Origin of the sequence: Vibrio tubiashii (assembly GCF_028551255.1) — a bacterium.
GTDB classification, from domain to species: domain Bacteria; phylum Pseudomonadota; class Gammaproteobacteria; order Enterobacterales; family Vibrionaceae; genus Vibrio; species Vibrio tubiashii_B.
Window position 1 is genome coordinate 255,880 of the sequence record NZ_CP117029.1, and the last position, 24,987, is coordinate 280,866.

The window sequence follows — 24,987 nt, forward strand, 5'->3', positions numbered from 1 at the left end:
GTTCTACTATGGCGAAACTGCATGATTACTACAAGTCGTCTGTAGTCGCTGAACTGACCAAACAGTTTAGCTACACAAGCGTCATGCAAGTCCCTAGAATCGAGAAAATCACCCTAAACATGGGTGTTGGTGAAGCAATCAACGATAAGAAACTGCTAGAAAACGCAGCTGCTGATATGGCAACGATCTCTGGTCAAAAGCCACTTATCACTAAAGCGCGTAAATCTGTTGCAGGTTTCAAAATCCGCGAAGGCTACCCTATCGGTTGTAAAGTAACCTTGCGTGGCGAACGTATGTGGGATTTTCTTGAGCGTTTAATTAACATCGCTCTTCCACGTGTACGTGACTTCCGTGGCGTTAGCGCTAAGTCTTTTGACGGACGCGGTAACTACAGCATGGGCGTTCGCGAGCAAATCATCTTCCCGGAAATCGACTTTGATAAAGTTGATCGAGTACGCGGTCTAGACATCACTATTACGACGTCTGCTGGTACTGATGAGGAAGGCCGTGCTCTGCTGGCTGCCTTTAACTTCCCATTCCGTAAGTAAGGTGAAGGGTTACTGTTATGGCTAAAAATTCAATGAAAGCACGTGAAGCAAAACGTGCGAAGCTAGTAGCTAAGTTCGCTGAAAAGCGTTCTGCGCTTAAAGCTATCATCAGCGATGTAAACGCATCTGAAGAAGATCGTTGGAACGCAGTTCTTAAATTGCAATCTCTTCCACGTGATTCAAGTGCATCACGTCAGCGCAACCGTTGTAACCAAACTGGTCGTCCACACGGTTACCTACGTAAGTTCGGTCTAAGCCGTATCAAAGTTCGTGAAGCTTGCATGAAAGGCGAGATTCCTGGACTTCGTAAGGCTAGCTGGTAATTGCCACTTAATCATTTGGAGTAAATCATATGAGCATGCAAGATCCGATTTCGGATATGCTGACCCGCGTTCGTAACGGTCAGGCAGCAAACAAAGTTGCTGTTAAAATGCCTTCTTCAAAGCTTAAAGTTGCAATTGCTGCACTACTAAAAGCTGAAGGTTACATCACTGATTTCGCTGTAGAAGGCGAAGCAAAACCTGAGCTAGAAGTAACTCTTAAGTACTTCCAAGCTAAACCAGTAATCGAGCAACTTAAACGTGTTTCTCGTCCAGGTCTACGTGTTTACAAGAAGAAAGATCAACTTCCTTCTGTAATGGGTGGTCTTGGTGTTGCTATCGTTTCAACTTCCAAGGGTCTGATGTCAGACCGCGCTGCACGTAAAGCAGGTCTTGGTGGTGAAATCATCTGCTACGTAGCTTAATAGGAGTAGACTATGTCTCGTGTTGCTAAAGCACCTGTCGCTATTCCAGCTGGCGTAGAGGTGAAACTAAACGGCCAAGAAATCACTGTAAAAGGTGCTAAAGGCGAACTATCTCGCGTTCTTAACGCTGCGGTAGTTGTTGCTCAGGAAGAAAACAATCTTACTTTCGGTCCACGCGAAGGTGTTGTTAACGCATGGGCACAAGCAGGTACTGCTCGCGCTCTAGTTAACAACATGGTTGTTGGCGTTACTGAAGGCTTTACTAAGAAGCTAACCCTTAAGGGTGTTGGTTACCGTGCTGCTATCAAAGGCAACGCTGTAGGCCTAACTCTTGGCTTCTCTCACCCAGTTGAGCATGAATTGCCAGCGGGTATTAAAGCTGAGTGTCCAAGCCAAACTGAAATCGTGATCACTGGTTGTGACAAACAACTTGTTGGTCAGGTTGCGGCTGACATTCGTTCTTACCGTGAGCCTGAGCCTTATAAAGGTAAAGGTGTTCGTTACGCAGATGAAAATGTGCGTACTAAAGAAGCTAAGAAGAAGTAAGGTAACACTATGGATAAGAAAGCATCTCGCATCCGTCGTGCTACACGCGCACGTCGTAAGATTGCAGAACTGGGTGCAACTCGCCTAGTAGTACACCGTACTCCTCGTCACGTGTACGCTCAGGTTATCGCATCAAACGGCTCTGAGGTTATCGCAGCAGCTTCTACTGTAGAAAAAGCGATCCGTGAGCAAGTTAAGAACACTGGTAACATCGATGCAGCTAAAGCAGTAGGTAAAGCTGTTGCTGAGCGCGCTCTTGAAAAAGGCGTTGAGTCAGTTGCATTTGATCGTTCTGGTTTCCAATACCACGGTCGAGTGGCGGCGCTAGCAGAATCTGCTCGCGAAGCTGGTCTGAAATTCTAAGGTAGGGTTGGAAGATGGCTAAAGAACAACAAGTTCAAGCGAATGATTTGCAAGAAAAGCTAATCGCAGTTAACCGTGTATCTAAGACGGTTAAAGGTGGTCGAATCATGAGCTTTACTGCACTAACAGTAGTTGGTGACGGTAACGGTCGTGTAGGTTTCGGTTACGGCAAAGCCCGTGAAGTACCTGCAGCGATCCAGAAAGCAATGGAAAAAGCGCGTCGTAACATGACTACGATCGCTCTAAACGAAGGCACTCTTCACCACCCGGTGAAAGGTCGTCATTCGGGCTCTAAAGTTTACATGCAGCCTGCTGCTGAAGGTACTGGTGTTATCGCAGGTGGTGCGATGCGTGCAGTACTAGAAGTTGCTGGTGTACACAACGTACTATCTAAAGCATACGGTTCTACGAACCCTATCAACATCGTTCGTGCAACGATCGATGCACTAGGTAGCATGAAGTCGCCAGAAATGGTTGCTGCTAAACGTGGTCTAACTGTTGAATCTATTTCGGAGTAAGAACACCATGGCAACTATTAAAGTAACTCAAACTAAAAGCTCAATTGGTCGTCTACCTAAGCACAAAGCGTGTCTTAAAGGTCTAGGCCTTCGTAAAATCAACCACACAGTAGAACTTGAAGATACTCCGTGCGTACGCGGTATGATCAACAAGGTTTACTACATGGTTAAAGTTGAGGAGTAATCAGAATGCGTTTGAATACTCTATCACCAGCTGCTGGTGCTAAGACTGCTGCAAAGCGCGTTGGTCGTGGTATCGGTTCTGGCCTAGGTAAGACTGGTGGCCGTGGCCACAAAGGTCAAAAGTCACGTTCTGGCGGTTCAGTTCGTCCAGGTTTTGAAGGCGGTCAGATGCCTCTAAAACAACGTCTACCAAAATTCGGTTTCACTTCTCGTAAGAGCCTAGTGTCTGCTGAAGTTCGTCTAGCTGAGCTAGCGAAAGTAACTGGTGACGTAGTAGATCTAAACAGCCTTAAAGCTGCTAACGTTATCACTAAGAACATCGAATTTGTAAAAGTTGTTCTATCTGGTGAGCTTAACAAAGCAGTGACTGTAAAAGGTCTACGTGTGACTAAAGGCGCTAAAGCTGCAATCGAAGCTGCAGGCGGTAAAATCGAGGAATAATCTCGAGGAACGAGGTACAGATGGCTAAGAAACCAGGACAAGATTTTCGTAGTGCTCAGAGCGGCTTAAGTGAACTAAAGTCGCGCTTGTTATTCGTAGTGGGTGCACTTTTAGTATTCCGAGCCGGCTCTTTTGTGCCGATTCCTGGTATTGACGCTGCTGTACTTGCCGAATTGTTCGAACAGCAAAAAGGTACCATCGTAGAAATGTTTAACATGTTCTCCGGTGGTGCTCTTGAGCGTGCATCTATATTAGCGTTGGGCATCATGCCGTATATTTCGGCATCTATTGTTGTCCAACTGCTAACTGTAGTTCATCCAGCGTTAGCTGAACTCAAAAAAGAGGGTGAAGCAGGCCGTCGTAAGATCAGCCAATATACACGCTACGGCACGCTTGTACTTGCAACATTCCAAGCTATTGGTATTGCAACAGGCTTACCAAACATGGTCGATAATCTGGTTGTTATCAACCAAACCATGTTTACGCTAATTGCTACCGTAAGTTTAGTAACCGGCACCATGTTCCTAATGTGGTTAGGTGAACAAATTACAGAGCGCGGAATCGGTAACGGCATTTCGTTACTAATCTTTGCAGGTATTGTTGCTGGATTGCCTTCTGCAATCGGTCAAACAATCGAGCAAGCGCGTCAAGGTGAATTGCATGTACTTCTTCTGCTGTTGATTGGTGTACTTGCTTTTGCAGTTATTTACTTCGTTGTTTTCATGGAGCGTGGTCAGCGTCGAATCGTTGTTAACTACGCGAAGCGTCAACAAGGTCGTAAAGTATTTGCTGCGCAAAGCACTCACTTGCCACTTAAAATTAATATGGCAGGTGTTATTCCAGCAATCTTCGCATCGAGCATTATCCTGTTCCCAGGAACACTGGCTCAGTGGTTTGGTCAGAACGGTGAGAGCAGCGCGTTCGGTTGGTTAACTGACGTGTCTTTGGCTCTTAGCCCAGGTCAACCTCTGTATGTAATGCTATATGCAGCAGCGATTATTTTCTTCTGTTTCTTCTACACGGCGTTGGTTTTCAACCCGCGTGAAACAGCAGATAACTTGAAGAAGTCCGGTGCATTCGTACCCGGCATCCGCCCAGGTGAGCAGACAGCTAAGTATATTGATAAAGTAATGACGCGTTTAACCTTAGCAGGTGCGTTATACATTACCTTTATCTGTCTGATTCCGGAGTTCATGATGGTCGCGTGGAACGTACGTTTCTACTTCGGCGGTACATCTCTACTAATCGTAGTGGTTGTTATCATGGACTTTATGGCACAGGTACAGACTCATCTGATGTCTCAACAGTATGATTCTGTGTTGAAGAAAGCAAATCTGAAAGGCTATGGCCGTTAATTCGGCGGTAGACTCAGATTTCATTTACGGAGTTTAGCAATGAAAGTTCGTGCTTCCGTTAAAAAAATCTGCCGTAACTGTAAAGTTATCAAGCGTAACGGTGTCGTTCGCGTGATTTGCAGTGAGCCAAAGCACAAGCAACGCCAAGGCTAATTAGCAGAAATTTTTACTTGTAATATAAGGTAGTGTCGAGTATATTCCTCGGCCTACCTTTTGCGTGCAAAAGAAGTAGTATTCCGCAGCGTATCCATAACGGGCTTTGCTGCGGCTAATTCTTTTATGAAACACTAGGAGTGAATAATGGCCCGTATAGCAGGCATTAACATTCCTGATCAAAAACATGCTGTGATTGCACTAACGTCAATCTACGGCATCGGTAAGACTCGCTCTCAAGCTATCCTAGCTGAAGTGGGTATTGCTGAAGATGTTAAGATCAGTGAACTATCTGAAGAGCAGATCGATCAACTGCGTGATGGTGTAGCTAAATACACTGTAGAGGGTGATCTACGTCGTGAAGTATCAATGAACATCAAGCGTCTTATGGACCTTGGCTGTTACCGTGGTCTTCGTCATCGTCGCAGTCTACCACTACGTGGACAGCGTACTAAAACCAATGCTCGCACCCGTAAGGGTCCGCGTAAGCCGATCAAGAAATAATCGGGAAGGTAGAGTACAATGGCTAAACAACCAACTCGCGCGCGTAAACGCGTTCGCAAACAAGTTGCAGACGGTGTTGCGCACATCCATGCTTCTTTCAACAACACAATCGTAACCATCACTGACCGTCAAGGTAATGCTCTTGCATGGGCAACTGCAGGTGGTTCAGGTTTCCGTGGTTCTCGTAAGTCTACTCCGTTCGCTGCACAGGTTGCTGCTGAGCGTTGTGCTGAAATGGCTAAAGAATACGGTCTAAAGAACTTGGAAGTTATGGTTAAGGGTCCAGGTCCAGGTCGTGAATCTACTGTTCGCGCACTGAACGCTGCTGGTTTCCGCATCACAAACATCGTTGATGCTACACCAATCCCTCATAACGGTTGTCGTCCACCTAAGAAACGTCGCGTATAACGTTTTTTAGATTACTGGAGAAAGATCATGGCAAGATATTTGGGTCCTAAGCTGAAGCTTAGCCGTCGCGAAGGTACTGACTTATTCCTTAAGTCTGGTGTACGCGCGATCGATACCAAGTGTAAAATTGATAACGCACCAGGTGTACACGGCGCTCGTCGCGGTCGTCTATCTGAGTATGGCGTTCAGCTTCGTGAGAAGCAAAAAGTTCGTCGTATGTACGGCGTTCTAGAAAAACAATTCCGTAACTACTACAAAGAAGCTGCTCGCCTTAAAGGCAACACTGGTGAAAACCTACTTCAGCTTCTTGAAGGTCGTCTTGATAACGTAGTTTACCGCATGGGCTTTGGCGCAACTCGCGCAGAAGCACGTCAGCTAGTTAGCCACAAAGCTATCCTAGTTAACGGTAAAGTTGTAAACATTCCTTCTTTCAAAGTTGCGGCTAACGACGTTGTTTCTATCCGCGAGAAAGCTAAACAGCAATCTCGTATCAAGGCTGCTCTAGAAGTTGCTGAACAACGTGAAAAACCAACTTGGATTGAAGTAGATGGTGGTAAGATGGAAGGTACGTTCAAGCGTTTGCCTGAGCGTTCAGATCTATCTGCTGACATCAACGAACAATTGATCGTCGAGCTTTACTCTAAGTAAGGTTTAAACTAAAGAGAGGACACAATGCAGGGTTCTGTAACAGAATTTCTTAAGCCACGTCTTGTTGACATCGAACAGGTTAGCACGACTCACGCAAAAGTAACTCTTGAGCCATTAGAGCGTGGTTTTGGCCATACTCTTGGTAATGCACTTCGCCGTATTCTTCTATCTTCTATGCCAGGTTGTGCTGTAACAGAAGTAGAAATCGAAGGCGTACTTCATGAGTACAGTACTAAAGAAGGCGTTCAAGAAGATATTCTTGAAATCCTACTTAACCTTAAAGGTTTGGCTGTACGTGTTGCCGAAGGCAAAGATGAAGTGTTCATTACTTTGAACAAATCAGGCTCGGGCCCTGTGGTTGCAGGTGACATCACCCATGATGGTGATGTAGAGATCGCTAACCCTGAACACGTTATTTGTCACCTAACAGATGACAACGCTGAGATCGCAATGCGCATCAAAGTTGAACGTGGTCGTGGTTATGTTCCAGCTTCGGCTCGTATCCATACTGAAGAAGATGAGCGTCCAATTGGTCGCCTACTGGTTGACGCTACGTACAGCCCAGTAGACAAGATTGCTTACTCTGTTGAAGCAGCTCGTGTAGAGCAGCGTACAGACTTAGACAAGCTTGTTATCGATATGGAAACGAACGGTACTCTAGACCCTGAGGAAGCAATCCGTCGTGCAGCTACTATCCTAGCTGAGCAATTGGATGCGTTCGTAGATCTACGTGATGTACGTGTACCTGAGGAGAAGGAAGAGAAGCCAGAATTCGATCCGATCCTACTGCGTCCTGTAGACGATCTTGAACTAACAGTTCGCTCTGCTAACTGTCTGAAAGCAGAAGCGATTCACTACATCGGTGATCTTGTACAGCGTACTGAGGTTGAGCTACTTAAAACGCCTAACCTGGGTAAAAAATCTCTTACAGAGATCAAAGACGTACTTGCATCACGTGGTCTTTCTCTTGGCATGCGCCTAGAAAACTGGCCACCAGCGTCTATCGCTGAAGATTAATCGATAAAGTTAGAAGGATTAGGTCATGCGCCATCGTAAGAGTGGTCGTCAACTCAACCGCAACAGCTCACATCGTAAAGCGATGTTTAGCAACATGGCTAGCTCTCTAGTACGTCATGAAGTTATCAAGACTACACTGCCAAAAGCAAAAGAGCTACGTCGCGTAGTTGAGCCTTTGATTACACTAGCTAAGACTGACAGCGTTGCTAACCGTCGTCTAGCATTTGCACGTACTCGTGACAACGAAGTAGTTGCAAAACTATTTAACGAACTAGGTCCACGTTTTGCTGCTCGTCAGGGCGGTTACACTCGTATCCTAAAAGCTGGTTTCCGTACTGGTGATAAAGCTCCAATGGCTTACATTGAGCTTGTAGATCGCCCAGCTGCTGAAGAAGCTGCTGAGTAATCAGGTTCGTAAGAACGAAAAAGCCGAGCATTAGCTCGGCTTTTTTGCGTCTGAAAGGTGGAGAAGGAACGGGCTGCACCCTATGGAACGCTGCGCTTGTGGAAAACGGGATCGGGCTTCGCCCTTCTGGAAAAATAGAATTGACCCTAAATCACTTCGGAGCAACGTTAGTTATCCAGTTATCCAGTTATCCAGTTATCCAGTTATCCAGTTATCCAGTTATCCAGTTATCCGTAGGACGAAGTCCGTTCTCAAATCCCGCATCCACAAAAAGGGTTGACACTAAGCGCTAACCCCGAAAATTTCTCTAGCTCTCTAGCTCTCTAGCTCTCTAGCTCTCTAGCTCTCTAGCTCTCTAGCTCTCTAGCTCTCTAGCTCTCTAGCTCTCTAGCTCTCCAGCTTTTACTGCCAGATTGTGCCCAAGCTACCTAACAACCCGCTGCTTGCGCCTTGGCTTTGTAGAGCACTTAAGATGATAGGAGTGAAGGTTGATATTAGAGAAGGGTCCATGCCTAATGCTGAAAACGCGCTCTTAACGGATTCGTTGTTAGCAATCATGGCGCTTAAGCCACTCGATTGAAGAGAGTCAAACCCTGGAATAAGGTTTGCCATCTCACTGGTTTCGCTGCTATTTAACGAGTTTTGCGCTAAGGCTAACATTGAGCCCAATCCGCCTATGGCTTGTTCAGAAGAAACATTGGCATTGCTTTGCAGGGCTGAAACTAAATTTGTCTCCGCTGCACCTTGCGTAGACCAAGCCTGAACCGCTCCCATTAAAGCGGCATTGGCGATTGTGCCGTAATTGCTTTCAGTCGTACTTGCCTGACCATCGCTTGAAGTACTTTGGCATCCTATTAAAGCAAGACTTGCTAAAGTCGCTACTGCTAATTTCTTGTACATTGTCTCTCCTTGTTTCAATAGTACCTATACGCGTTGTTTTGATAAGTATCATACATAAAAAACGGCGACACAATGGTCGCCGTTATACATGCTTAAATTTCTTAAGAAATTAAAGAATGTCTAGAAGTTCTACTTCAAATACTAGAGCAGCAAATGGAGGGATAGCTGCACCTGCGCCACGCTCACCGTATGCTAGGTCTTGTGGGATGTATAGTTTCCACTTAGAACCTACAGGCATTAGTTGAAGTGCTTCAACCCAACCTTTGATTACGCCAGTTACTGGGAACTCAGCAGGTTGACCGCGAGATACAGAGCTGTCGAAAACAGTGCCGTCAGTTAGCTCACCGTGGTAGTGAACACGAACTTGCTTGTCAGAAGTTGGGATTTCGCCAGTACCTTCAGTGATGATTTCGTACTGTAGGCCAGACTCAAGAACAGTCACTTCTGGACGTAGAGCGTTGTCTTTTAGGAACGCTTCACCGTCAGCTGCTGCTACTTTAGCTGCTTCTTGACGTGCTGCTTCAACGCGAGTGTGTAGCTCTTGTAGTGCGTTGTTGATCTCGTCGATTTCGATAGCTGGTTGATCACCAACTAGTGCAGTTGCGATACCAGCAGCGATAGCGTCAACGTTTAGACCTTCAAGACTAGAACCAGCAAGTTGCTGACCCATTTGTAGACCGATACCGTAGCTAGCTTTCTGCTCTACAGTCTCAAATTTAACTTCAGACATGTTGTCTCTCTTTATATGGTGTATAAAGGTTAAAGGATACCAGTTATAGCTTTGTTATGAAACGGTCGAGCCTAGATAGTCTTTCGCCACTTTGTGCGATTAAGATCGACTTTCCGCGACATTTTATCGAAATTTTACTGGGCTATTACCTTCAATGCTTAAAAATCCTATACTCATAAGCGCTTGGTTTTTATACTTGTAGCGAAGGCCGTTTGGAGACAAGGTGCGATGAATCGCAGAAAGAAAAAGAAACAGCAGCAGGTGGATTACGTTGAACTGGCAAAAGCCAAGCTCAACCAGATTGATTGGCAGCAGATTAAGCAGACTATTCTAGATAAATGGAACTTGTTACCTAGACTGCATCAACGTGCACTTATGGTGCTTACTCCTTTGCTATTGGTGTTACTTGTTATCCCAATCCCTGAGGCTCAAACCGAAACAGAGCAGGCAGTTTCTTCTAATACTCAACGTGTCGAAGTGGATATCAATACCCGTAGCCTAAGTGAGCAAAAAAGCGCAGAGCAGGACTCACTGGTCTCTAAAGCTTGGAACGAGTATGAAGTTAAAAGTGGTGATACTTTAGCTCAAGTCTTTCGGAGTAACGGCTTAGCCATGGCTGACCTTAATGCCTTGGTAAAGGTCGAGGGTTCGGATAAGCCTTTGAGTAGAATTAAAAAAGGTCAGCTCGTGCGATTTAAACTAGCCGAAAACGGCCAGCTTGATATCTTACAGCTTGAAAAAAGCAATCAGTCCGTTATGTTCTTCCGACTCTCAGATGGCGGATTTGGTCGCAGTAAGTGATTGACTCTAAATAGTTTCAACACCGCTTTCCATGGCATTAGGGGGAGGATAATCATCACTATCCCTAATGCTGTTAGCCAATCTGGCACTTCATCAAACCACATCACACCAAACAGCGCGACAAACACTAACCCAGAATTTTCGGCCACTGCGATTGAGCTGGCTGGCGAGCGTTGGTAGGCCATCACCGCAAAACCATTGTAGGTCAGAATCAAGGCAGCACTGGCTAAGATTAGCAGTAAGTGGTTATTCGATATCGGCTGCCAGTAAAGCAGCGCCAGTATACCTGATACTGGCAGTGACAGGACTGATGTCCAAAACAGGGTACTGACGACCGTTTGTTGGCTAGGTAACTTTCGTGCGCTTATGTTAAACAGGGCGAGAGTGAAGGTTGTTCCGAGTGCAAACAGTGCTGCCCAGTGAAACTCCGATGGCCTTAGCACCACCATCACTCCAGCAAAGCCAAAAATGGTTGCCGCACTACGCTGGAGTGTTGGTTTCTCTCCAAGTAACACAATCGCTAACGGCAGCATGAGTAGGGGGGCTGCATAGAAGACTGCATTGGCCGTTGCCAAGGTTAAGTGGGTGATAGCGACAACCATGCATCCGCTGCCAATTAAGATTAGATGCGCTCTGAGCAAATTTAACTTGGGGCTGTACATCTTTCTTTGTGGCTGGGATTGTTTCCACCATAAAGGGAAAATAACCACAGCGGAAAGCAATTGGCGAATGAAGATGTACTGAAAGGTTGATACCTCACCGTCAAGCAGTTTCACAGCGACATCGGAAAGAGAAGCTGCGAAGTTGCCAATTACTAGCAGTAGGATAGCGACGTAGGTTGCAGAGAGAGCCAAGGCTACTTTTCCAATTTCATATCAATATGTGGGATGTCATCTTCTAAGTACATAGCGGATGTTTGAACAAAACCGTGATGTTGATAAAACGAGGCTAAGTGTTCTTGTGCGCCAATTTCAATCGACTCACTTGGCCATAATGATTCACAATCTGCCAATGCTTGTTGCAGTAGTTTATGGCCTAAACCACCACCTCTGTGACTTTCCTTAGTGGCAACGCGACCAATGCTCACCGACGGATAACTGATTCCTTTTGGTAACAAACGTGCGCAAGCTATTAGCTCATCATCTTGATAACCGAGTAGGTGGAAAACGCCCAATTGGTGGTCTTTATCATCCAGCTCTGGGTAAGGACAAGTTTGCTCGACGACGAAGACGTCGACTCGAAGTTTTAGCAGTGTATACAGTTGCTCTGTGGTGAGGTCGGAAAAAGGTTTGAGTTGCCAAGTAATCATTGTTTATCTGTCTTGCTGTTGTTGATAACGCCAATGTAGCAAGACAGTTTTCGATGGGCATTAACAATTGTTAACTTTGGCTGCGCTTTTTAATTCGGCTTAGGCTAATTGGAGTAATCCCAAGATAGGCTGCGATTTGATAATCGTTGAGGCGTTCAAGTAAGTTTGGGTAATGCTGGCAGAACAGTTCATAACGCTCTTCCGGGCTGTAGAGCAACATAAAGCGTTCTTTGTTTTCTTTATACATCAGCTGAGTTTCAAGCAGCTTGAGGTAAATACCGTGTTTTTGCTCGCGCCATACCCTTAAGGTCTCAATAGGTAGAGAGAGTAAGGTGCACTGGGTCAAAGACTCAAGCAAGTAAGGGGAGGGTTGTTGGTTGACCAAGCTTTCAAAACCGATGATCCAGTCATTCTCCCAATAGAACTCTTTACTGAACTCTTTGCCTTTATCGGTTAGATACGCCGAGTGGCACATGCCATCTAACAAAAAGAAAATCTCTTCAGCGACTTCCCCTTGATGCAACAAAATATGGCGAGTAGGCAGTTCAATCAATTGCGCTGATTGAGTGAGTTGTTCTATTTCAGGTTGCGTGAATCCGTTTTGTGACAGTTGCTGATGGAAAGCGTCGAACATAATGGCAAAAATCTTACGTAGATGAAGAGCTGTCATTTTAAGATAAACGTTAACCAATAAAAAAGCCGCAATTTTCATCGCGGCTTTCAGCTAGTCTAACGAAGTGTTACTTCTGTAGATCGATTTGGTACACACCAAAGCCAACATCATCCGTCGCGACACGTTTCATTGGGTACTGCCCTTTCGCTTCAATGAATTTCGCTGCTTTTTCACTTGGTGATGTTTCAAAGCGAATATCAAGTTTGTTGTCAGACTTGATTGGAGCAAATGACCAGTTATTGTCAGCGCTTGGCGTTACTTCGCCTTTCTCTTGGCTTACACGAGTGATGTAGGCTGCGATAACTGAACGGTTTTCATCTGGTGAATCAAATGCGACAAACTCTGCGCCTGTTCCTGGGAACTTGTTGCTGTATGCACGGTAGTTGTTGGTTGCGATGATGAAGTCTTGCTTCATATCGATTGGCTTACCTTGGTAAGTTAGGCCAACAATACGCTCGGCACCTTGGTTAACGACTTTACAGTTACCATCGTATTTCGCTGGTTGAGTGACGTCGATTTGGTAGTTTACACCGTCGATAACATCGAAGTTGTAAGTACGGAAGCCGTCCCAGTCTATAAGTTGCTGTGGTGCAGTGCTGTTGACGTCGATTTGCTTAAACTGTCCAGCAGTACACTCTAGCCACTCTTTGACTTCTTTACCGGTGACCTTCATCGCTACTAGCGTGTTCGGGTACAGGTATAGGTCTGCTGCGTTACGGAAGGTTAGCTGACCAGATTCAACTTCAGTGAAGTTTGCAGGATCATTCTTACGGCCACCCGCTTTAAATGGTGCTGCTGCAGAAAGTACTGGAATATCAGAGAGATCTGGGTCGCCTTGGATAAAGCGCTCAACATAATCTTTTTGCGCTAGGTTGACGATTTGAACCGTTGGATCATCTTGAACGAGAGCTAAGAAGCTGTACATGACGTCATTCGCTTTACCAATCGGTTGGTTAACGAAATCGCGAGTACCTTTGTGGTCAGCTTCAAGCGCTTTGACCATCTCTATATCTGCTTCAGCCAGTGACTTCTTGTTTACTTTATCGAAGATTGGGCGCGCTTCTGATTGGCCATTAACCACAACCCATTTGCCATCTTTCTCTTTAAGTTCTAGATCGATTACACCAACATGGCTACCCCAGCGGCCTGGCATGACTGAGGCTACGCCATTGATAGTGCCTTTTTGGTTATCAACACCTTGAATATTGTCGAAGCCTTTACCCGGGAATACCGCGTGCGAGTGACCAAATGCAATTGCGTCAATGCCTTCAACTTCAGCTAAGTAGTATGTAGAGTTTTCAGCGCCATGTTTGTATGGGTCTGCTGCTACACCTGAGTGAGGAATCGCAACGATAACGTCGGCACCCTCTTTTTTCATCTGTGGAACAAGCTCTTCTGCTGTTTCCTTGATGTCTTTAGCGAACACCTTACCTTCTAGGTTCTTCTTATCCCAAACCATGATCTGTGGTGGAACAAATCCGATGTAACCTACTTTGATTTCATGCTCAACACCGTCAACGTCTTTGAATTTGTGAGACTTAATGATGTATGGCTTAAAGTAGTGCTCACCGGTTTTTTGATCAAATACGTTAGCGCTGATGTAAGGGAAGTCTGCATCGTTGATGGTTTCAGCTAGGAACTCAAGGCCGTAGTTGAATTCATGGTTACCAATGTTGCCCACATCGTAGTCTAGTTGATTCATCGCTTTGTACACTGGGTGTACTTCACCAACTTTGATGCCTTTAGCTGCCATGTAGTCACCCATAGGGCTACCTTGGATTAAGTCACCGTTATCAACCAAGACACTGTTCTCAACTTCAGCGCGAGCCTGTTTTACTAAAGTAGCAGCACGAGTCAGACCAATCTTTTGCGATGGCTTATCTTTGTAGTAGTCATAATCCATGACGTTAGTGTGAATATCAGTTGTTTCGACAATACGAAGTTTGATCGTATCTGCCATTGCTGGGCCTGCCATGGTTAACATGCCACCCAGTACAGCAAGAGATAGGGGTTTCACTGCTACTTTCATTTTTTGATGCTCCGATAGCGTTTAGTAAGACGCTGCATAATGTAACAAAATGAAATGAAACAATGATTTCATTGAAAGACAAAGTGTGATGTTGAGCAATTACTTTATAGCGTTCTGCTGAGAATATCTCAAAACCGAACAAAGCTTGAACAATCTTAAAATATTCGCTTATCAGAAATTGATATAAAAAATGAAATTTTAGAATTTCAGGTAATATAACTAGAGCGCCATAATGCCTTCATAGATTAGGTAAGGGTGACATTATGGCGAGCAAGGATAAGATTTCTCAATTTCCTCTGAGCAATCAGCACGCACAGCGTAGCAAGCAAGCAGATCTCAATACAGTGGGTCACAGTCTGCTCGGTAAAGGTGAAGTTGCACTCGTTGGCGCAGGACCGGGTGATGTAGAACTTCTGACCTTGAAAGCGCTGCGTTTCCTCCAGCAAGCTGATGTCGTGCTTTATGACTACCTAGTATCGGATGACATTATCTCTTTGGTGCCAAGCGATACCATCTTAGTGTGTGTCGGTAAACGCGCCGGTCACCACAGTGTACCTCAAGAAAAAACCAATCAACTACTACTAGACTTCGCGCTGCAAGGCCATCGCGTGGTACGCATAAAAGGTGGCGATCCGTTTATCTTTGGTCGTGGTGGAGAAGAGCTAGAAATCCTTGCGGATGCAGGCGTCTCTTTCCACGTCGTGCCAGGCATCACTGCCGCAGCTGGCGCAACCGCTTATGCGGGCATTCCCCTCACACACCGCGACTATGCTCAGTCGGCAATGTTTATCACCGGTCATTTAAAAGCAGAAAGTGATCAGATGGATTGGTCGACGTTAGCGCGCGGAAATCAGACTCTAGTGATCTACATGGGTTTGATGAAGTCGGAATACATCCAAAGCCAACTGATTGAACATGGTCGTCAGCCAGAAACACCCATCGCGATTATTGAGCGCGGTACGCACAGTAAACAGAAAGTATTTAAAGGTCAGCTCAATGAGCTTGCTGATCTCGCAAAAGACGCTCAGTCACCTTCACTTATCGTTGTTGGTGAAGTAGTGGCATTGTCCGAAAAGCTTGCATGGTTTGAACCCCAAGCAGAACAAGTCACCGCCCAGCGTCAGTCAGCCTAACGCCATTTTAACTAGATTAGCCATCGGCTCTATGAGCCATAAAGGAAGCAATTAACATGGATCAAGAACGTTTAACCCATCTTAAGCAGCTTGAAGCGGAGAGTATTCACATCATTCGTGAAGTTGCCGCTGAGTTCGATAACCCAGTGATGATGTATTCAATTGGTAAAGACTCATCGGTCATGCTGCATCTGGCACGTAAAGCTTTTTACCCAGGTAAAATTCCTTTCCCGCTACTTCATGTCGATACCGACTGGAAGTTTAAGGAAATGATTAAGTTCCGTGACCGTACTGCTGAGAAATACGGCTTTGAGCTTTTGGTTCACAAGAACCCAGAAGGTCTTGCGATGGGATGTAGCCCATTCACACATGGCTCATCTAAGCATACTGACATCATGAAGACTCAAGGTCTTAAACAAGCTTTGAACAAGTATGGCTTCGATGCAGCTTTTGGTGGCGCGCGTCGTGATGAAGAGAAATCTCGTGCGAAAGAGCGTGTTTACTCTTTCCGTGACAAGAACCATACGTGGGACCCAAAGAATCAGCGTCCTGAGTTATGGCGTACTTACAACGGCCAAATCAATAAAGGTGAGAGTATTCGTGTCTTCCCACTTTCAAACTGGACTGAGCTAGATATCTGGCAATACATCTATCTAGAGAACATCGAGATTGTGCCACTTTACCTAGCCGATAAGCGACCAGTTGTTGAGCGTGATGGCATGCTAATCATGGTGGACGATGACCGTATGGAGCTTCAGCCAGGTGAAAAAATCGAAGAGAAAAGCGTTCGCTTCAGAACACTCGGTTGTTACCCACTGACTGGCGCGATTGAGTCTGAAGCCAATACGCTCACAGGCATTATTGAAGAGATGTTGGTGGCGACATCCAGTGAACGACAAGGCAGAGCGATCGACCACGATCAGTCTGGATCGATGGAACTTAAGAAACGCCAAGGTTACTTCTAAGGATTGAGGATAAACAAGATGAATAGCGCAGTTGAAGCTCAGCTTGAAGAGCTTGGTATTGAAGGATACCTAAAACAACACCAATACAAATCACTACTTAGATTCCTCACTTGTGGTTCAGTAGATGATGGTAAAAGTACCTTGATCGGTCGCTTACTGCATGACTCTAAGCAAATTTATGAAGATCAATTAGCAGCCGTTCATAACGACAGCCAACGCGTTGGTACCACTGGAGAGCGTCCAGACCTTGCTTTGCTTGTCGATGGACTTCAGGCAGAGCGAGAGCAAGGGATCACTATCGATGTAGCTTACCGTTACTTCTCAACACAGAAACGTAAGTTCATCATTGCGGATACTCCGGGGCATGAGCAGTACACGCGTAATATGGCGACAGGGGCATCGACCTGTGATCTCGCAGTGATCTTGATTGATGCACGTAAAGGCGTACTGGATCAAACTCGCCGTCACTCATTTATCTCAAACCTACTTGGTCTTAAGCACTTTGTGGTTGCGGTAAACAAAATGGATCTTGTTGACTATTCGCAGCAGCGTTTTGAAGAGATTCGCGATGAGTATCTTGAGTTCTCCAAAAACCTGCAAGGCGAAACCGATATTCAAATCATCCCGCTTTCTGCACTTGAGGGTGATAACGTTGTTGAGCCTAGCCCGAAAATGGCTTGGTTCGAAGGTTCGCCGTTGCTAGAGATTCTAGAAAACGTGGATGTTGACCAAGACAAAGAGATTGGTGAGTTCCGTTTCCCTGTCCAATACGTTAACCGTCCGAATCTAGATTTCCGTGGCTTTGCTGGCACGATTGCTTCCGGTAGCGTCAAAGTGGGTGATGAAGTTAAGGCATTGCCTTCAGGTAAAACGTCGAAAGTTGCACGTATCGTTACTTTTGACGGTGACCTTGAACAAGCTCAGGCAGGACTAGCCGTCACGTTAACGCTTGAAGATGAGATTGATATCAGCCGTGGTGATTTGATTGTGCTAGAGAATGCGCAAGTTGAGTCGAGTAACCACTTGCTTGCTGATGTCGTGTGGATGACAGAGCAACCACTTCAGCCAGGCCGCGATTATGACGTGAAGATTGCTGGTAAGAAAACGGTCGGTCATGTCGAGGCGATTCGCCACCAATATGACATCAACAATCTATCAACGCACAGCGCAGTTGAGCTACCTCTTAATGGTATCGGCTTGTGTGAGTGGACGTTAACAGAGTCTGTAGCGCTTGATGACTATCTTGCTAGCCAAGACACTGGTGGTTTCATCATCATCGATCGCCTAACCAATGTAACAGTTGGTGCTGGTCTTGTGCGCGAAAGCCTATCAAGTGTTGAACTGAAAACCTCTGATATCTCTGCATTTGAACTAGAACTAAATGCTTTAGTTCGCAAGCACTTCCCACACTGGGAAGCAAAAGATATTAGTCAGCTACTTAAATAGCTGATTGCTAGAGTAGGGAAGCGTTATGTGGCAGCAAGGATTTGTGTTGGCAATTTTACTCGGCATCGTAGCATACTTGGTAACAACACGAATTAAACCTAGTTATATCTTCGCTGGAGCAGCTTTTATTGCTTTCCTTGGTGGCATGATAGAGCTAGGTGAAGTGGCTACCAATTTCACCAACTCTTCGCTACTCACTTTAGTGCTGCTGATCTTAGCATCAGCAGCACTAGAAAAGACTCGCCTGATTAGTTGGGTAAGCCGCTCACTTTCAACCGGCAGGTTGGGTACTGTTGTTGCCAAACTGGGTGTCTCAACAGCGCTACTTTCATCTTTTACCAATAATACTGCGGTCGTGGTCTCTTTGATTGGCGCCATTAAACGTAACCAGCAGCATGCACCGTCAAAGCTATTGATCCCGCTTTCTTACGCCGCGATCTTAGGTGGCACACTGACCTTGATCGGTACGTCGACCAACTTGATCATTAACAGCTTTGTTGAAGATGCCGGACTACCTAGTCTTGGTTTCTTTGCTCCAACTATGATCGGCTTGTCTGTCTTGCTTGGTGGTATGTTGATCTTGATCCCGCTCAGTTACCTGTTGCCCAATTATGAAGATCATAGCCAAGATGAGTTGCCCTATTTTCTTGAAGCGAGAGTCGAGCCAGGTTCGCCATTGGTCGGTCGTAGCATTAGCGAGAACAACCTACGCGCACTGCGTAAATTGTTCTTAGCCGAAGTGGTACGAGATGGTGAAACCATGCCTTCTGTTGAACCGGACTTTGTGCTTCAAGCTCGTGACCGATTGCTGTTTTGTGGTGATATTGAAAGTGTCGCAACGCTGCAAGAAATTCAGGGGCTGACCTTATTTGGCCAGCATCACCTCAACGGCCAAGGCTTTGTCGAAGTAGTGGTGAGCTCTTCAGCAAGCTTTTGTAATAAAACGCTTAAATCGAGCCACTTCCGCGATCGCTTTGATGCGGTTGTTGTTGCCATACGCCGCGGGCATGAGCGCTTACAGGGCGGGTTAGGGAATATTACACTCAATGCGGGTGATACCTTAGTCCTTGTTCCGGGTAAACGCTTTGAGCAAGAACGTCGTGCGCATCGCAAAGAGTTTGTCCTAGTGAATGACTTAGATTCGAGTGCGCGTTTGGATGCCAATAAGTCGGCCATGGTGTTAGTCGGTTTTGCTAGTGTCATTGCCCTTGCGCTGCTTGAGATCGTGCCGCTGATTAAGGGGTTATCCGTTTTTCTCTTGGCTGCACTGTTTTTTGGTGTGGTTCAGCTCGGTGAGCTTCGCAGACGTTTTCCCGTTGATATCGTAGTGATTGTTGGCTCGGCGCTCTCTATTGCTCAACTGATGCTGTCGACAGGTTTGTCTGTTAGCTTAGGCCAGATGTTTATTGAAGGCTTCAATGGTTGGGGTGTGTTTGGTGCCTTGGTTGCCACTTACTTACTAACCCTGATTTTAACTGAGCTTGTAACCAATAATGCAGCGGCGGCGTTGTCGTTTCCTATCGGCTACAGCATGGCGATTGGCTACGGTGTCGACCCAATGCCATTCATTATGGCAGTGCTTTTTGGCGCTAGCGCGAGCTTTATTTCTCCCTACGGTTATCAGACCAATCTCTTGGTTTACAGCGTAGGCAATTACAAATTAACAGATTACGTTCGAGTGGGAATTCCTCTTTCTATTGTTTACTCCGTATTGGTGTTAACGCTAATTCCACTCTTCTTTCCGTTTTAAAAGGACTGAATTATGACTACGGAAACGCCAACTAAAGATGAAAATGTCGTATGGCATCAACACTCTATTGATAAGGCATTTCGCTCTCAGTTAAAGAAGCAAAAGCCAGTAGTGTTATGGTTTACCGGTCTTTCTGGTGCAGGTAAATCTACCGTGGCGGGAGCGTTAGAGACGCGTCTTGCACAAGCAGGTTTTCATACTTACCTGCTAGATGGAGACAATGTACGTCACGGCCTATGTAGTGATTTGGGCTTTTCAGAGCAAGATCGTCGCGAGAACATTCGACGCATTGGTGAATTAGCTAAGTTGATGGCAGATGCTGGCTTAATTGTTTTATCAGCGTTTATTTCACCACATCGCGCGGAAAGACAGTTGGTCAGAGAGATGCTACCTGAGGGAGAGTTCCTTGAAGTCTTCGTCAACACCTCGCTCGAAGTTTGCGAGCAGCGTGACCCTAAAGGTTTGTACAAGAAAGCGCGAGCAGGGGAAATTGCAAACTTCACCGGTATTGATTCTGAATATGAAGCACCATTGCAGCCAGAAATCGATCTACTGGCTGGTGAGAAGTCGATAGAAGATCTGGTAGAAGATTGTTTACAAGCTCTCAAGGAAAGACAAGTTATCGCATAAAACAAAAAACGCTTCCCTAGAGAAGCGTTTTTTATTGATTCACTTGAGTGATTTACTACTCGAAACAGATCTCAATAAAGGCGTTACCCCATTGAGATGTGAAAGGCATAATGATGATAGAGCCTTCACACTTGTGACGAATAGTATGGCCTTTACCAGATACAACAACCGGTGTAGCCATATCAAAATCAAAGCCACTTTCTGCAAGAATACGTTTTGCACCACCAGTAACCATATTGGTGATTTCACCCACCATGTCCGTTACTTCATCGTTAAGACCGTTCGGGCGCTCGCCGAGCATATTTTGCATAATTTCTAATGCAAGACTCTCATCAAACGTAATAGACATAGAGCCACGGCTTTGTGGGCCAACCATCCCTATTAAACCTGAAACATCCCCACGCGCGATTTCATCTTTTTTCACACGAGGTTTCTGTGGCTTCAATTCCAGCGAAGCCATCGTTTTTAATACGTTCATCAATGAAGCTAAAAACGGGTTTACAAATTCAGCGCGCATAATCTTCTTCTATATCTTTAATTCGTACTGTCAGATGAGCATGACTGACAAATACCGTGTGACTCAATTACGTGATTATTGATGGCAAAGCCATTTGCTTTTGCATTGTTAGCTAGCAAGGCTACCAAACTATCATCTTGAAATTCAATAACACTCCCACATTTATCGCAAATCAGTAGATGCGAAAAATGATTGTGGGCGTTACACGAAACACATTGAATGTAGCTATTGGTTGATTCAACTCGATGAATAAAGCCTTGCTCTAGCAAAAAATCCAACGCGCGATAGACGGTCGGTGGTTTTGCTTGAGGTTCACTTTGTTTCAACTCTTCAAGAAGCTCATAAGCACTAGAGGCTTTTGGGCTAGAGCATATCAGTTCAAATACTCGCTTGCGTTGAGTTGTGAGTCGTACACCTCGTGCAGAGCATATATCTTCAATTTGCTTCACTAACTGCAGGTCCAAACTTATCACCATTGCCATTGGACATTTTTAATAATATACCATTTCTTGCGGTTTATCGTCGCTAAGTAGGTAATATCTTATAGCTTTGTCAGCAAGTTACTTATTCTTAATACGAATATTATCTTACTTAGCTGGAACGTTATAAGGTACCTTATCTACGTAAAAAACGATACCAATAACAGCGTTTTAGCCATTTCTTATCATTGAGCTGTGTCCAAGATCTGCAAACCACGCTCAAAATCAAACTCTTCAACAGCTCTAGACAGCTCGGATAACTGAGCGCTGCTTAAGCCAATCTGTTTACCAGAGACAATGTCATTGATAATGGTGACGGCCTCAGTATCGCTTTGCTCAATGGCCGAGTAGAGCTTTTCGTATGTCGCTTGGTCATAATTTTGAGCCGAAGTTTGCGCCGTCTTCGTTTCTGGTTGTGCGTTGGCAAGAGCTTGCTCTATCTGGTCAATTAATTGCTTAAGTTGCTCAATTAACTCTTTACGTAAGGTGCTGTTATCTAGATCTTGTTCCAGTGAAGCACTTAGCTGGTGGAGTTCACTAGCACCAATGTTTCCAGATACCCCTTTGAGAGAGTGAACATTGCGCTTTCTTACCTCTTTATCTTGATCTGAGAGTGCCAGCAAGACTGCATCCGTGTCGCGATATGTTGTGGCAAAACGCTCAAGAAGCTTTTTGTACAAGTTGCCATTACCACTTGAACGAATCAGCCCAGCTTGTGTATCGACACCTTCAATCTGAGGAATGTCCAAGCTGTGCTGAGCAGACTGGATAACAAATTGTTGCGGATGTTTTGGCGTAATCCATTTGGCCAGAGTGCTAAACATACTTCCGACATCAATCGGTTTGGCGATAATGTCGTTCATTCCTGCTTCTGTAGCTTTGACCTTATCTCGCTCCATCACGTTAGCAGTCATGGCGATAATGGGTATCGAATGGTCATTGAGTTTAGTACGAATATATTGGGTCGCTTCATAGCCATCCATAATTGGCATTTGGCAATCCATCAAAATGCCATCGAACTCATTGGTCTTGTACAGATCGAGAGCGACCTGACCATTCTCCGCTACGGTGACATGCATTTGTTGACCCTCAAGAAGCTCAATAGCCAACTCTTGGTTGATTTCATTATCCTCAACTAATAGCAGTTGCGCGCCAGCCAGTTGCTGAACATTGGCTAGTTGGTTCTGCTCTTCTGCCTCACTGCGACTTAAACGGGCATGGTCAACGCCGTAGAGAGAAACAATCGCATCAAATAGGTGAGATGCTGTTATCGGCTTATCGAGAATGCTAGGAACAGTAATGCCTCTTTGTTCAATGATTTCGGTGAGTTCCTCTCGACCGAAGGCGGTCAACATAAGTGATTTTGGCTGTTGAGATTGAGAAATCTGAGCTTTAACCATCTCAAGTAAATCGATGCCATCTTTACCAGGCATTTGCCAGTCGGTAATGAGCAGATCATAAGGTTGTTCATTGCCGAGCGCTTGGTTGAGCTCAGAGAGTGCTTCATCTGCACCGCTTACGCTGTGGGCGTCAAATCGTAGTGATTCAAGGATATCTTCAACAATGATTCTAGCGCTGGCATTGTCATCGACGACAAGCACTCTCAGCTTTCCTAGCTCGACAGGAACCGCGATCTCTTCTTGTTTCAGAGCGTGACTGACTTTGGAGGCTACAGTAAAAGTAAAGCATGAGCCTTTACCTGCTTCACTTTCGACACGGATATCCCCGCCCATTAACTGGCTAAGTTCTTTACTGATGGCTAACCCTAATCCGGTACCACCATATTTCCGTGTGGTTGAGCTGTCAGCTTGAGTGAACTTGCTAAACAACTTAGCGGTTTGCTCCGCTGTCATGCCTATACCACTGTCTTCAACACTAAATTCTAGTACTAGGTCATCGCCATTACGTTCGGCAACACGAATGGAGATTTTGATTTCCCCTTTCTCTGTAAACTTGACTGCGTTATTGGCAAGATTAATTAAGATCTGCCCAAGGCGCAGAGGATCTCCGACTAAGGTGGTAGGTACATCTCGATCAATGTGGATCAGAAGCTCAAGCCCGCGCTCCGAAGCACGTAAACCAACAAGGTTCGAAATATTGTCGAGTACGTTCTCTAAATGGAAGTCGACGTTTTCAATATCTAGCTTACCCGCTTCAATTTTAGAAAAGTCGAGGATGTCATTGATCAGCCCCAGTAGGGAGTCTGCAGACAGCTTAACTTTATGAATGTAGTTACGCTGCGCTTTAGTTAAGTCGGTTTTGAGCGCCAAGTAGCTCATACCTATAATCGCATTCATCGGGGTGCGGATTTCGTGGCTCATATTCGCTAAGAAATCCGACTTAGCGCTGTTCGCTGAATCGGCGTCATCACGCGCAATCGCGAGCTTTTCGGCAAATCGCTCTAAGGCAGAGTGAGATTTATTGGCTAGAAAACCTAGGAGTAAAAGTGTAACTAGGAAGATTGCACCACCAATGGCTAGATTACGTGCGATACTGCCAGAATCTTCCACTGTGGCTAGCTGTGCTTCATAGCTAGGTAAGATTAGATCAATGATAGCTTGATGCTGCTGTTTGAGTGCTTGGATTTGACGGTTTTTCTCACCACGTAAGTTTGTAAGCTGATTAAACAGAGTTAGGTAATCTTGCGTCGCGTCTTGCAGCGTACTGATTTGGATTTGTTCATCTTCAGTAATAACTTGCTCATAAAGGTTTTCTAACAGCTCAATAGCCGCACTAAGGTTGTTCTCAACTTCCGTTTTTAGTTGGAGTTGTCGCTCAATCTGCTGAGTAATGGCGTAGTCTTTGTCACTTTGCTGTGCATTACTAATCTCAGTGTGTAATACCAATAAGTTGGTGCTGATAGAAAGCTTATCGCTAATAGAGAGCTGTACACTGGTTACGGCTTGCTGGGCGAGCTTAAGTTTTTGTTGGAGGTGAGACCGCAGCTCGATTGAGACCCGAGTCAGCTCAGTGACTGATCTTTCTATCTGTGAAGAGATATTCGCTTGCAGAGGTTTAGACAGCTTTGGCCAACTGCGAAGTTGGACTAAAGCTGAGCTGTAACGGTTTTTTGCGTTCTTGATTAGAATGATAGTCTGTTGGCTTTCGCTATCGGTTGCCTCGCGCTCAAGTTTATTGATCAATTGCTCTGCTTTCTTTAACTCCAACTGAGCCAGGTTCAAAGATTCTTGTTGATTGGTAACGATGTAGGTTTTCTGCTCTGCTTGAGAGTTCGCAATCAGGCTGACTAACCAGTGCGCTTGAATCGCAAGATCAGACTCGCGGTCGACTTTGTCTCTCAGTTCATCAATCGACACGATACTCGACTCAATGAACTGCTCATGCTCAAGCTGAATCTCTTGCACTAAGCTCTCTACGTAGTCTCCCGTTTCAGACAGCTCCGTACGTGTTTGACCAGACTTCTCACTTAGCTCCACATAGCTTTCAAATTGCTGGTGATAGTGAGCGAGTGAGCTTTGAATCTGCGAGTCAGCGCCATTGCTTACAGCATCACTGGCAATTAACTGAGCTTTACTGACCGCCTGCGACAATTGATTTTGCAGTTGGGTATCTGGCTGGCGAATATAGCTTTGCTCTATGACTTTAATACCATCTAAGGTTGAGAGTAGCTGAGCGTTATTGGCATATTGCTCAACGGTGTTGAAGCGTTGAGTGAGGCTCAGCCAACCGATAATACCTGCAATGAGCAGCATCACTGACGCGATAACAAAGCCAATAAGAATACGTTTTGAATCGAGAGCGTAGTTTTTTACAGAGTCCATTCAAGCCT

30 protein-coding genes are annotated in these 24,987 nt (G+C 45.4%); 21 read left to right on the forward strand and 9 right to left on the reverse strand.

The genetic code is table 11. From position 1 onward, the window contains the following. Positions 1–8 precede the first annotated feature (8 nt). From rplE to rplQ, 15 genes are all read left to right on the forward strand, one after another. Positions 9–548, forward strand: a complete 540-nt coding sequence (rplE, locus tag LYZ37_RS01195) for a 50S ribosomal protein L5 (RefSeq protein WP_004745887.1) — start codon at positions 9–11, stop codon at positions 546–548. 17 nt (positions 549–565) lie between these two features. Then, complete coding sequence (gene rpsN / locus LYZ37_RS01200) at positions 566–871, forward strand: 30S ribosomal protein S14 (RefSeq protein WP_004745888.1); 306 nt, start codon at positions 566–568, stop codon at positions 869–871. Positions 872–900: 29 nt separating this feature from the next. Beyond that, a complete protein-coding gene (rpsH, locus tag LYZ37_RS01205; protein ID WP_004745890.1) occupies positions 901–1,293 on the forward strand; it encodes a 30S ribosomal protein S8 in 393 nt (130 codons plus the stop codon). A gap of 12 nt (positions 1,294–1,305) precedes the next feature. Continuing rightward, on the forward strand, positions 1,306–1,839 hold the full coding sequence (rplF, locus tag LYZ37_RS01210) for a 50S ribosomal protein L6 (RefSeq protein WP_006963210.1): 534 nt from the start codon (positions 1,306–1,308) through the stop codon (positions 1,837–1,839). Between the two features lie 9 nt (positions 1,840–1,848). Beyond that, positions 1,849–2,202: a 50S ribosomal protein L18 gene (rplR, locus tag LYZ37_RS01215; protein ID WP_004745893.1), complete on the forward strand. Its 354-nt coding sequence runs from the start codon at positions 1,849–1,851 to the stop codon at positions 2,200–2,202. A 14-nt stretch (positions 2,203–2,216) separates the two neighbouring features. Next, positions 2,217–2,720 (forward strand): 30S ribosomal protein S5, encoded by a 504-nt coding sequence (rpsE, locus tag LYZ37_RS01220; RefSeq protein WP_004745894.1) that lies wholly within the window; start codon positions 2,217–2,219, stop codon positions 2,718–2,720. A 7-nt stretch (positions 2,721–2,727) separates the two neighbouring features. After that, positions 2,728–2,904: a 50S ribosomal protein L30 gene (rpmD, locus tag LYZ37_RS01225; RefSeq protein ID WP_004410429.1), complete on the forward strand. Its 177-nt coding sequence runs from the start codon at positions 2,728–2,730 to the stop codon at positions 2,902–2,904. 5 nt (positions 2,905–2,909) lie between these two features. Continuing rightward, positions 2,910–3,344, forward strand: a complete 435-nt coding sequence (gene rplO / locus LYZ37_RS01230; RefSeq protein WP_004745896.1) for a 50S ribosomal protein L15 — start codon at positions 2,910–2,912, stop codon at positions 3,342–3,344. Between the two features lie 20 nt (positions 3,345–3,364). Continuing rightward, positions 3,365–4,699, forward strand: coding sequence for a preprotein translocase subunit SecY (secY, locus tag LYZ37_RS01235; RefSeq protein ID WP_171323656.1), 1,335 nt, complete (start codon positions 3,365–3,367; stop codon positions 4,697–4,699). A 39-nt stretch (positions 4,700–4,738) separates the two neighbouring features. Next, the gene (gene rpmJ / locus LYZ37_RS01240; protein ID WP_000868186.1) at positions 4,739–4,852 is read left to right on the forward strand and encodes a 50S ribosomal protein L36; all 114 of its coding nucleotides are present in this window, start codon (positions 4,739–4,741) and stop codon (positions 4,850–4,852) included. 147 nt (positions 4,853–4,999) lie between these two features. Next, positions 5,000–5,356, forward strand: a complete 357-nt coding sequence (rpsM, locus tag LYZ37_RS01245) for a 30S ribosomal protein S13 (protein WP_004410414.1) — start codon at positions 5,000–5,002, stop codon at positions 5,354–5,356. Positions 5,357–5,374: 18 nt separating this feature from the next. Further along, positions 5,375–5,764 (forward strand): 30S ribosomal protein S11, encoded by a 390-nt coding sequence (rpsK, locus tag LYZ37_RS01250; RefSeq protein ID WP_001118870.1) that lies wholly within the window; start codon positions 5,375–5,377, stop codon positions 5,762–5,764. Positions 5,765–5,791: 27 nt separating this feature from the next. Next, positions 5,792–6,412, forward strand: a complete 621-nt coding sequence (gene rpsD, locus LYZ37_RS01255; protein WP_006878395.1) for a 30S ribosomal protein S4 — start codon at positions 5,792–5,794, stop codon at positions 6,410–6,412. Positions 6,413–6,436: 24 nt separating this feature from the next. Further along, positions 6,437–7,429 carry a DNA-directed RNA polymerase subunit alpha gene (locus LYZ37_RS01260; RefSeq protein WP_004410407.1) on the forward strand — a complete coding sequence of 331 codons (993 nt, stop codon included), beginning with the start codon at positions 6,437–6,439 and terminating at the stop codon, positions 7,427–7,429. Between the two features lie 25 nt (positions 7,430–7,454). Then, positions 7,455–7,835, forward strand: coding sequence for a 50S ribosomal protein L17 (rplQ, locus tag LYZ37_RS01265; RefSeq protein ID WP_004410405.1), 381 nt, complete (start codon positions 7,455–7,457; stop codon positions 7,833–7,835). Between the two features lie 402 nt (positions 7,836–8,237). On the opposite strand, the gene LYZ37_RS01270 is transcribed toward rplQ, so the two are convergent. Then, complete coding sequence (locus tag LYZ37_RS01270) at positions 8,238–8,735, reverse strand: DUF2780 domain-containing protein (protein ID WP_272786170.1); 498 nt, start codon at positions 8,733–8,735, stop codon at positions 8,238–8,240. Positions 8,736–8,844: 109 nt separating this feature from the next. After that, complete coding sequence (locus LYZ37_RS01275; protein WP_272786171.1) at positions 8,845–9,465, reverse strand: FKBP-type peptidyl-prolyl cis-trans isomerase; 621 nt, start codon at positions 9,463–9,465, stop codon at positions 8,845–8,847. A gap of 228 nt (positions 9,466–9,693) precedes the next feature. On the opposite strand from LYZ37_RS01275, the gene LYZ37_RS01280 reads away from it, so the two are divergent. After that, a complete protein-coding gene (locus LYZ37_RS01280; RefSeq protein ID WP_272786172.1) occupies positions 9,694–10,266 on the forward strand; it encodes a LysM-like peptidoglycan-binding domain-containing protein in 573 nt (190 codons plus the stop codon). Here LYZ37_RS01280 and LYZ37_RS01285 read toward each other — a convergent pair. The 4 genes from LYZ37_RS01285 to cpdB form a co-directional block, all read right to left on the reverse strand. Next, complete coding sequence (locus tag LYZ37_RS01285) at positions 10,212–11,120, reverse strand: DMT family transporter (RefSeq protein ID WP_272786173.1); 909 nt, start codon at positions 11,118–11,120, stop codon at positions 10,212–10,214. The two genes, LYZ37_RS01280 and LYZ37_RS01285, sit on opposite strands and share 55 nt — an antisense overlap. Positions 11,121–11,122: 2 nt before the next feature. Beyond that, positions 11,123–11,575: a GNAT family N-acetyltransferase gene (locus LYZ37_RS01290; protein ID WP_272786174.1), complete on the reverse strand. Its 453-nt coding sequence runs from the start codon at positions 11,573–11,575 to the stop codon at positions 11,123–11,125. Positions 11,576–11,645: 70 nt separating this feature from the next. Next, a complete protein-coding gene (locus LYZ37_RS01295; protein ID WP_239855663.1) occupies positions 11,646–12,209 on the reverse strand; it encodes a Crp/Fnr family transcriptional regulator in 564 nt (187 codons plus the stop codon). 106 nt (positions 12,210–12,315) lie between these two features. Then, entirely contained in the window at positions 12,316–14,277 is a 1,962-nt protein-coding gene (gene cpdB / locus LYZ37_RS01300; protein WP_272786175.1) for a 2',3'-cyclic-nucleotide 2'-phosphodiesterase, read from the reverse strand. A gap of 263 nt (positions 14,278–14,540) precedes the next feature. Here cpdB and cobA point away from each other — a divergent pair, with 263 nt between their 5' ends. From cobA to cysC, 5 genes are read left to right on the forward strand one after another with little or no spacing between them, the layout of a single operon-like run. Then, positions 14,541–15,410 carry a uroporphyrinogen-III C-methyltransferase gene (gene cobA, locus LYZ37_RS01305; RefSeq protein WP_272786176.1) on the forward strand — a complete coding sequence of 290 codons (870 nt, stop codon included), beginning with the start codon at positions 14,541–14,543 and terminating at the stop codon, positions 15,408–15,410. Positions 15,411–15,466: 56 nt separating this feature from the next. Then, positions 15,467–16,375, forward strand: a complete 909-nt coding sequence (gene cysD, locus LYZ37_RS01310; RefSeq protein ID WP_069667847.1) for a sulfate adenylyltransferase subunit CysD — start codon at positions 15,467–15,469, stop codon at positions 16,373–16,375. An 18-nt stretch (positions 16,376–16,393) separates the two neighbouring features. After that, the gene (cysN, locus tag LYZ37_RS01315) at positions 16,394–17,821 is read left to right on the forward strand and encodes a sulfate adenylyltransferase subunit CysN (RefSeq protein ID WP_272786177.1); all 1,428 of its coding nucleotides are present in this window, start codon (positions 16,394–16,396) and stop codon (positions 17,819–17,821) included. A gap of 25 nt (positions 17,822–17,846) precedes the next feature. Then, on the forward strand, positions 17,847–19,571 hold the full coding sequence (locus LYZ37_RS01320) for an SLC13 family permease (RefSeq protein ID WP_272786178.1): 1,725 nt from the start codon (positions 17,847–17,849) through the stop codon (positions 19,569–19,571). Positions 19,572–19,583: 12 nt separating this feature from the next. Beyond that, a complete protein-coding gene (cysC, locus tag LYZ37_RS01325) occupies positions 19,584–20,201 on the forward strand; it encodes an adenylyl-sulfate kinase (protein ID WP_272786179.1) in 618 nt (205 codons plus the stop codon). A gap of 55 nt (positions 20,202–20,256) precedes the next feature. On the opposite strand, the gene LYZ37_RS01330 is transcribed toward cysC, so the two are convergent. From LYZ37_RS01330 to LYZ37_RS01340, 3 genes are all read right to left on the reverse strand, one after another. Then, positions 20,257–20,718 (reverse strand): chemotaxis protein CheX, encoded by a 462-nt coding sequence (locus LYZ37_RS01330; RefSeq protein ID WP_038209130.1) that lies wholly within the window; start codon positions 20,716–20,718, stop codon positions 20,257–20,259. Between the two features lie 17 nt (positions 20,719–20,735). Further along, the gene (gene zur / locus LYZ37_RS01335; RefSeq protein ID WP_272786180.1) at positions 20,736–21,200 is read right to left on the reverse strand and encodes a zinc uptake transcriptional repressor Zur; all 465 of its coding nucleotides are present in this window, start codon (positions 21,198–21,200) and stop codon (positions 20,736–20,738) included. A 182-nt stretch (positions 21,201–21,382) separates the two neighbouring features. After that, complete coding sequence (locus LYZ37_RS01340; protein ID WP_272786181.1) at positions 21,383–24,979, reverse strand: response regulator; 3,597 nt, start codon at positions 24,977–24,979, stop codon at positions 21,383–21,385. Between the last annotated feature and the right edge of the window lie 8 nt (positions 24,980–24,987).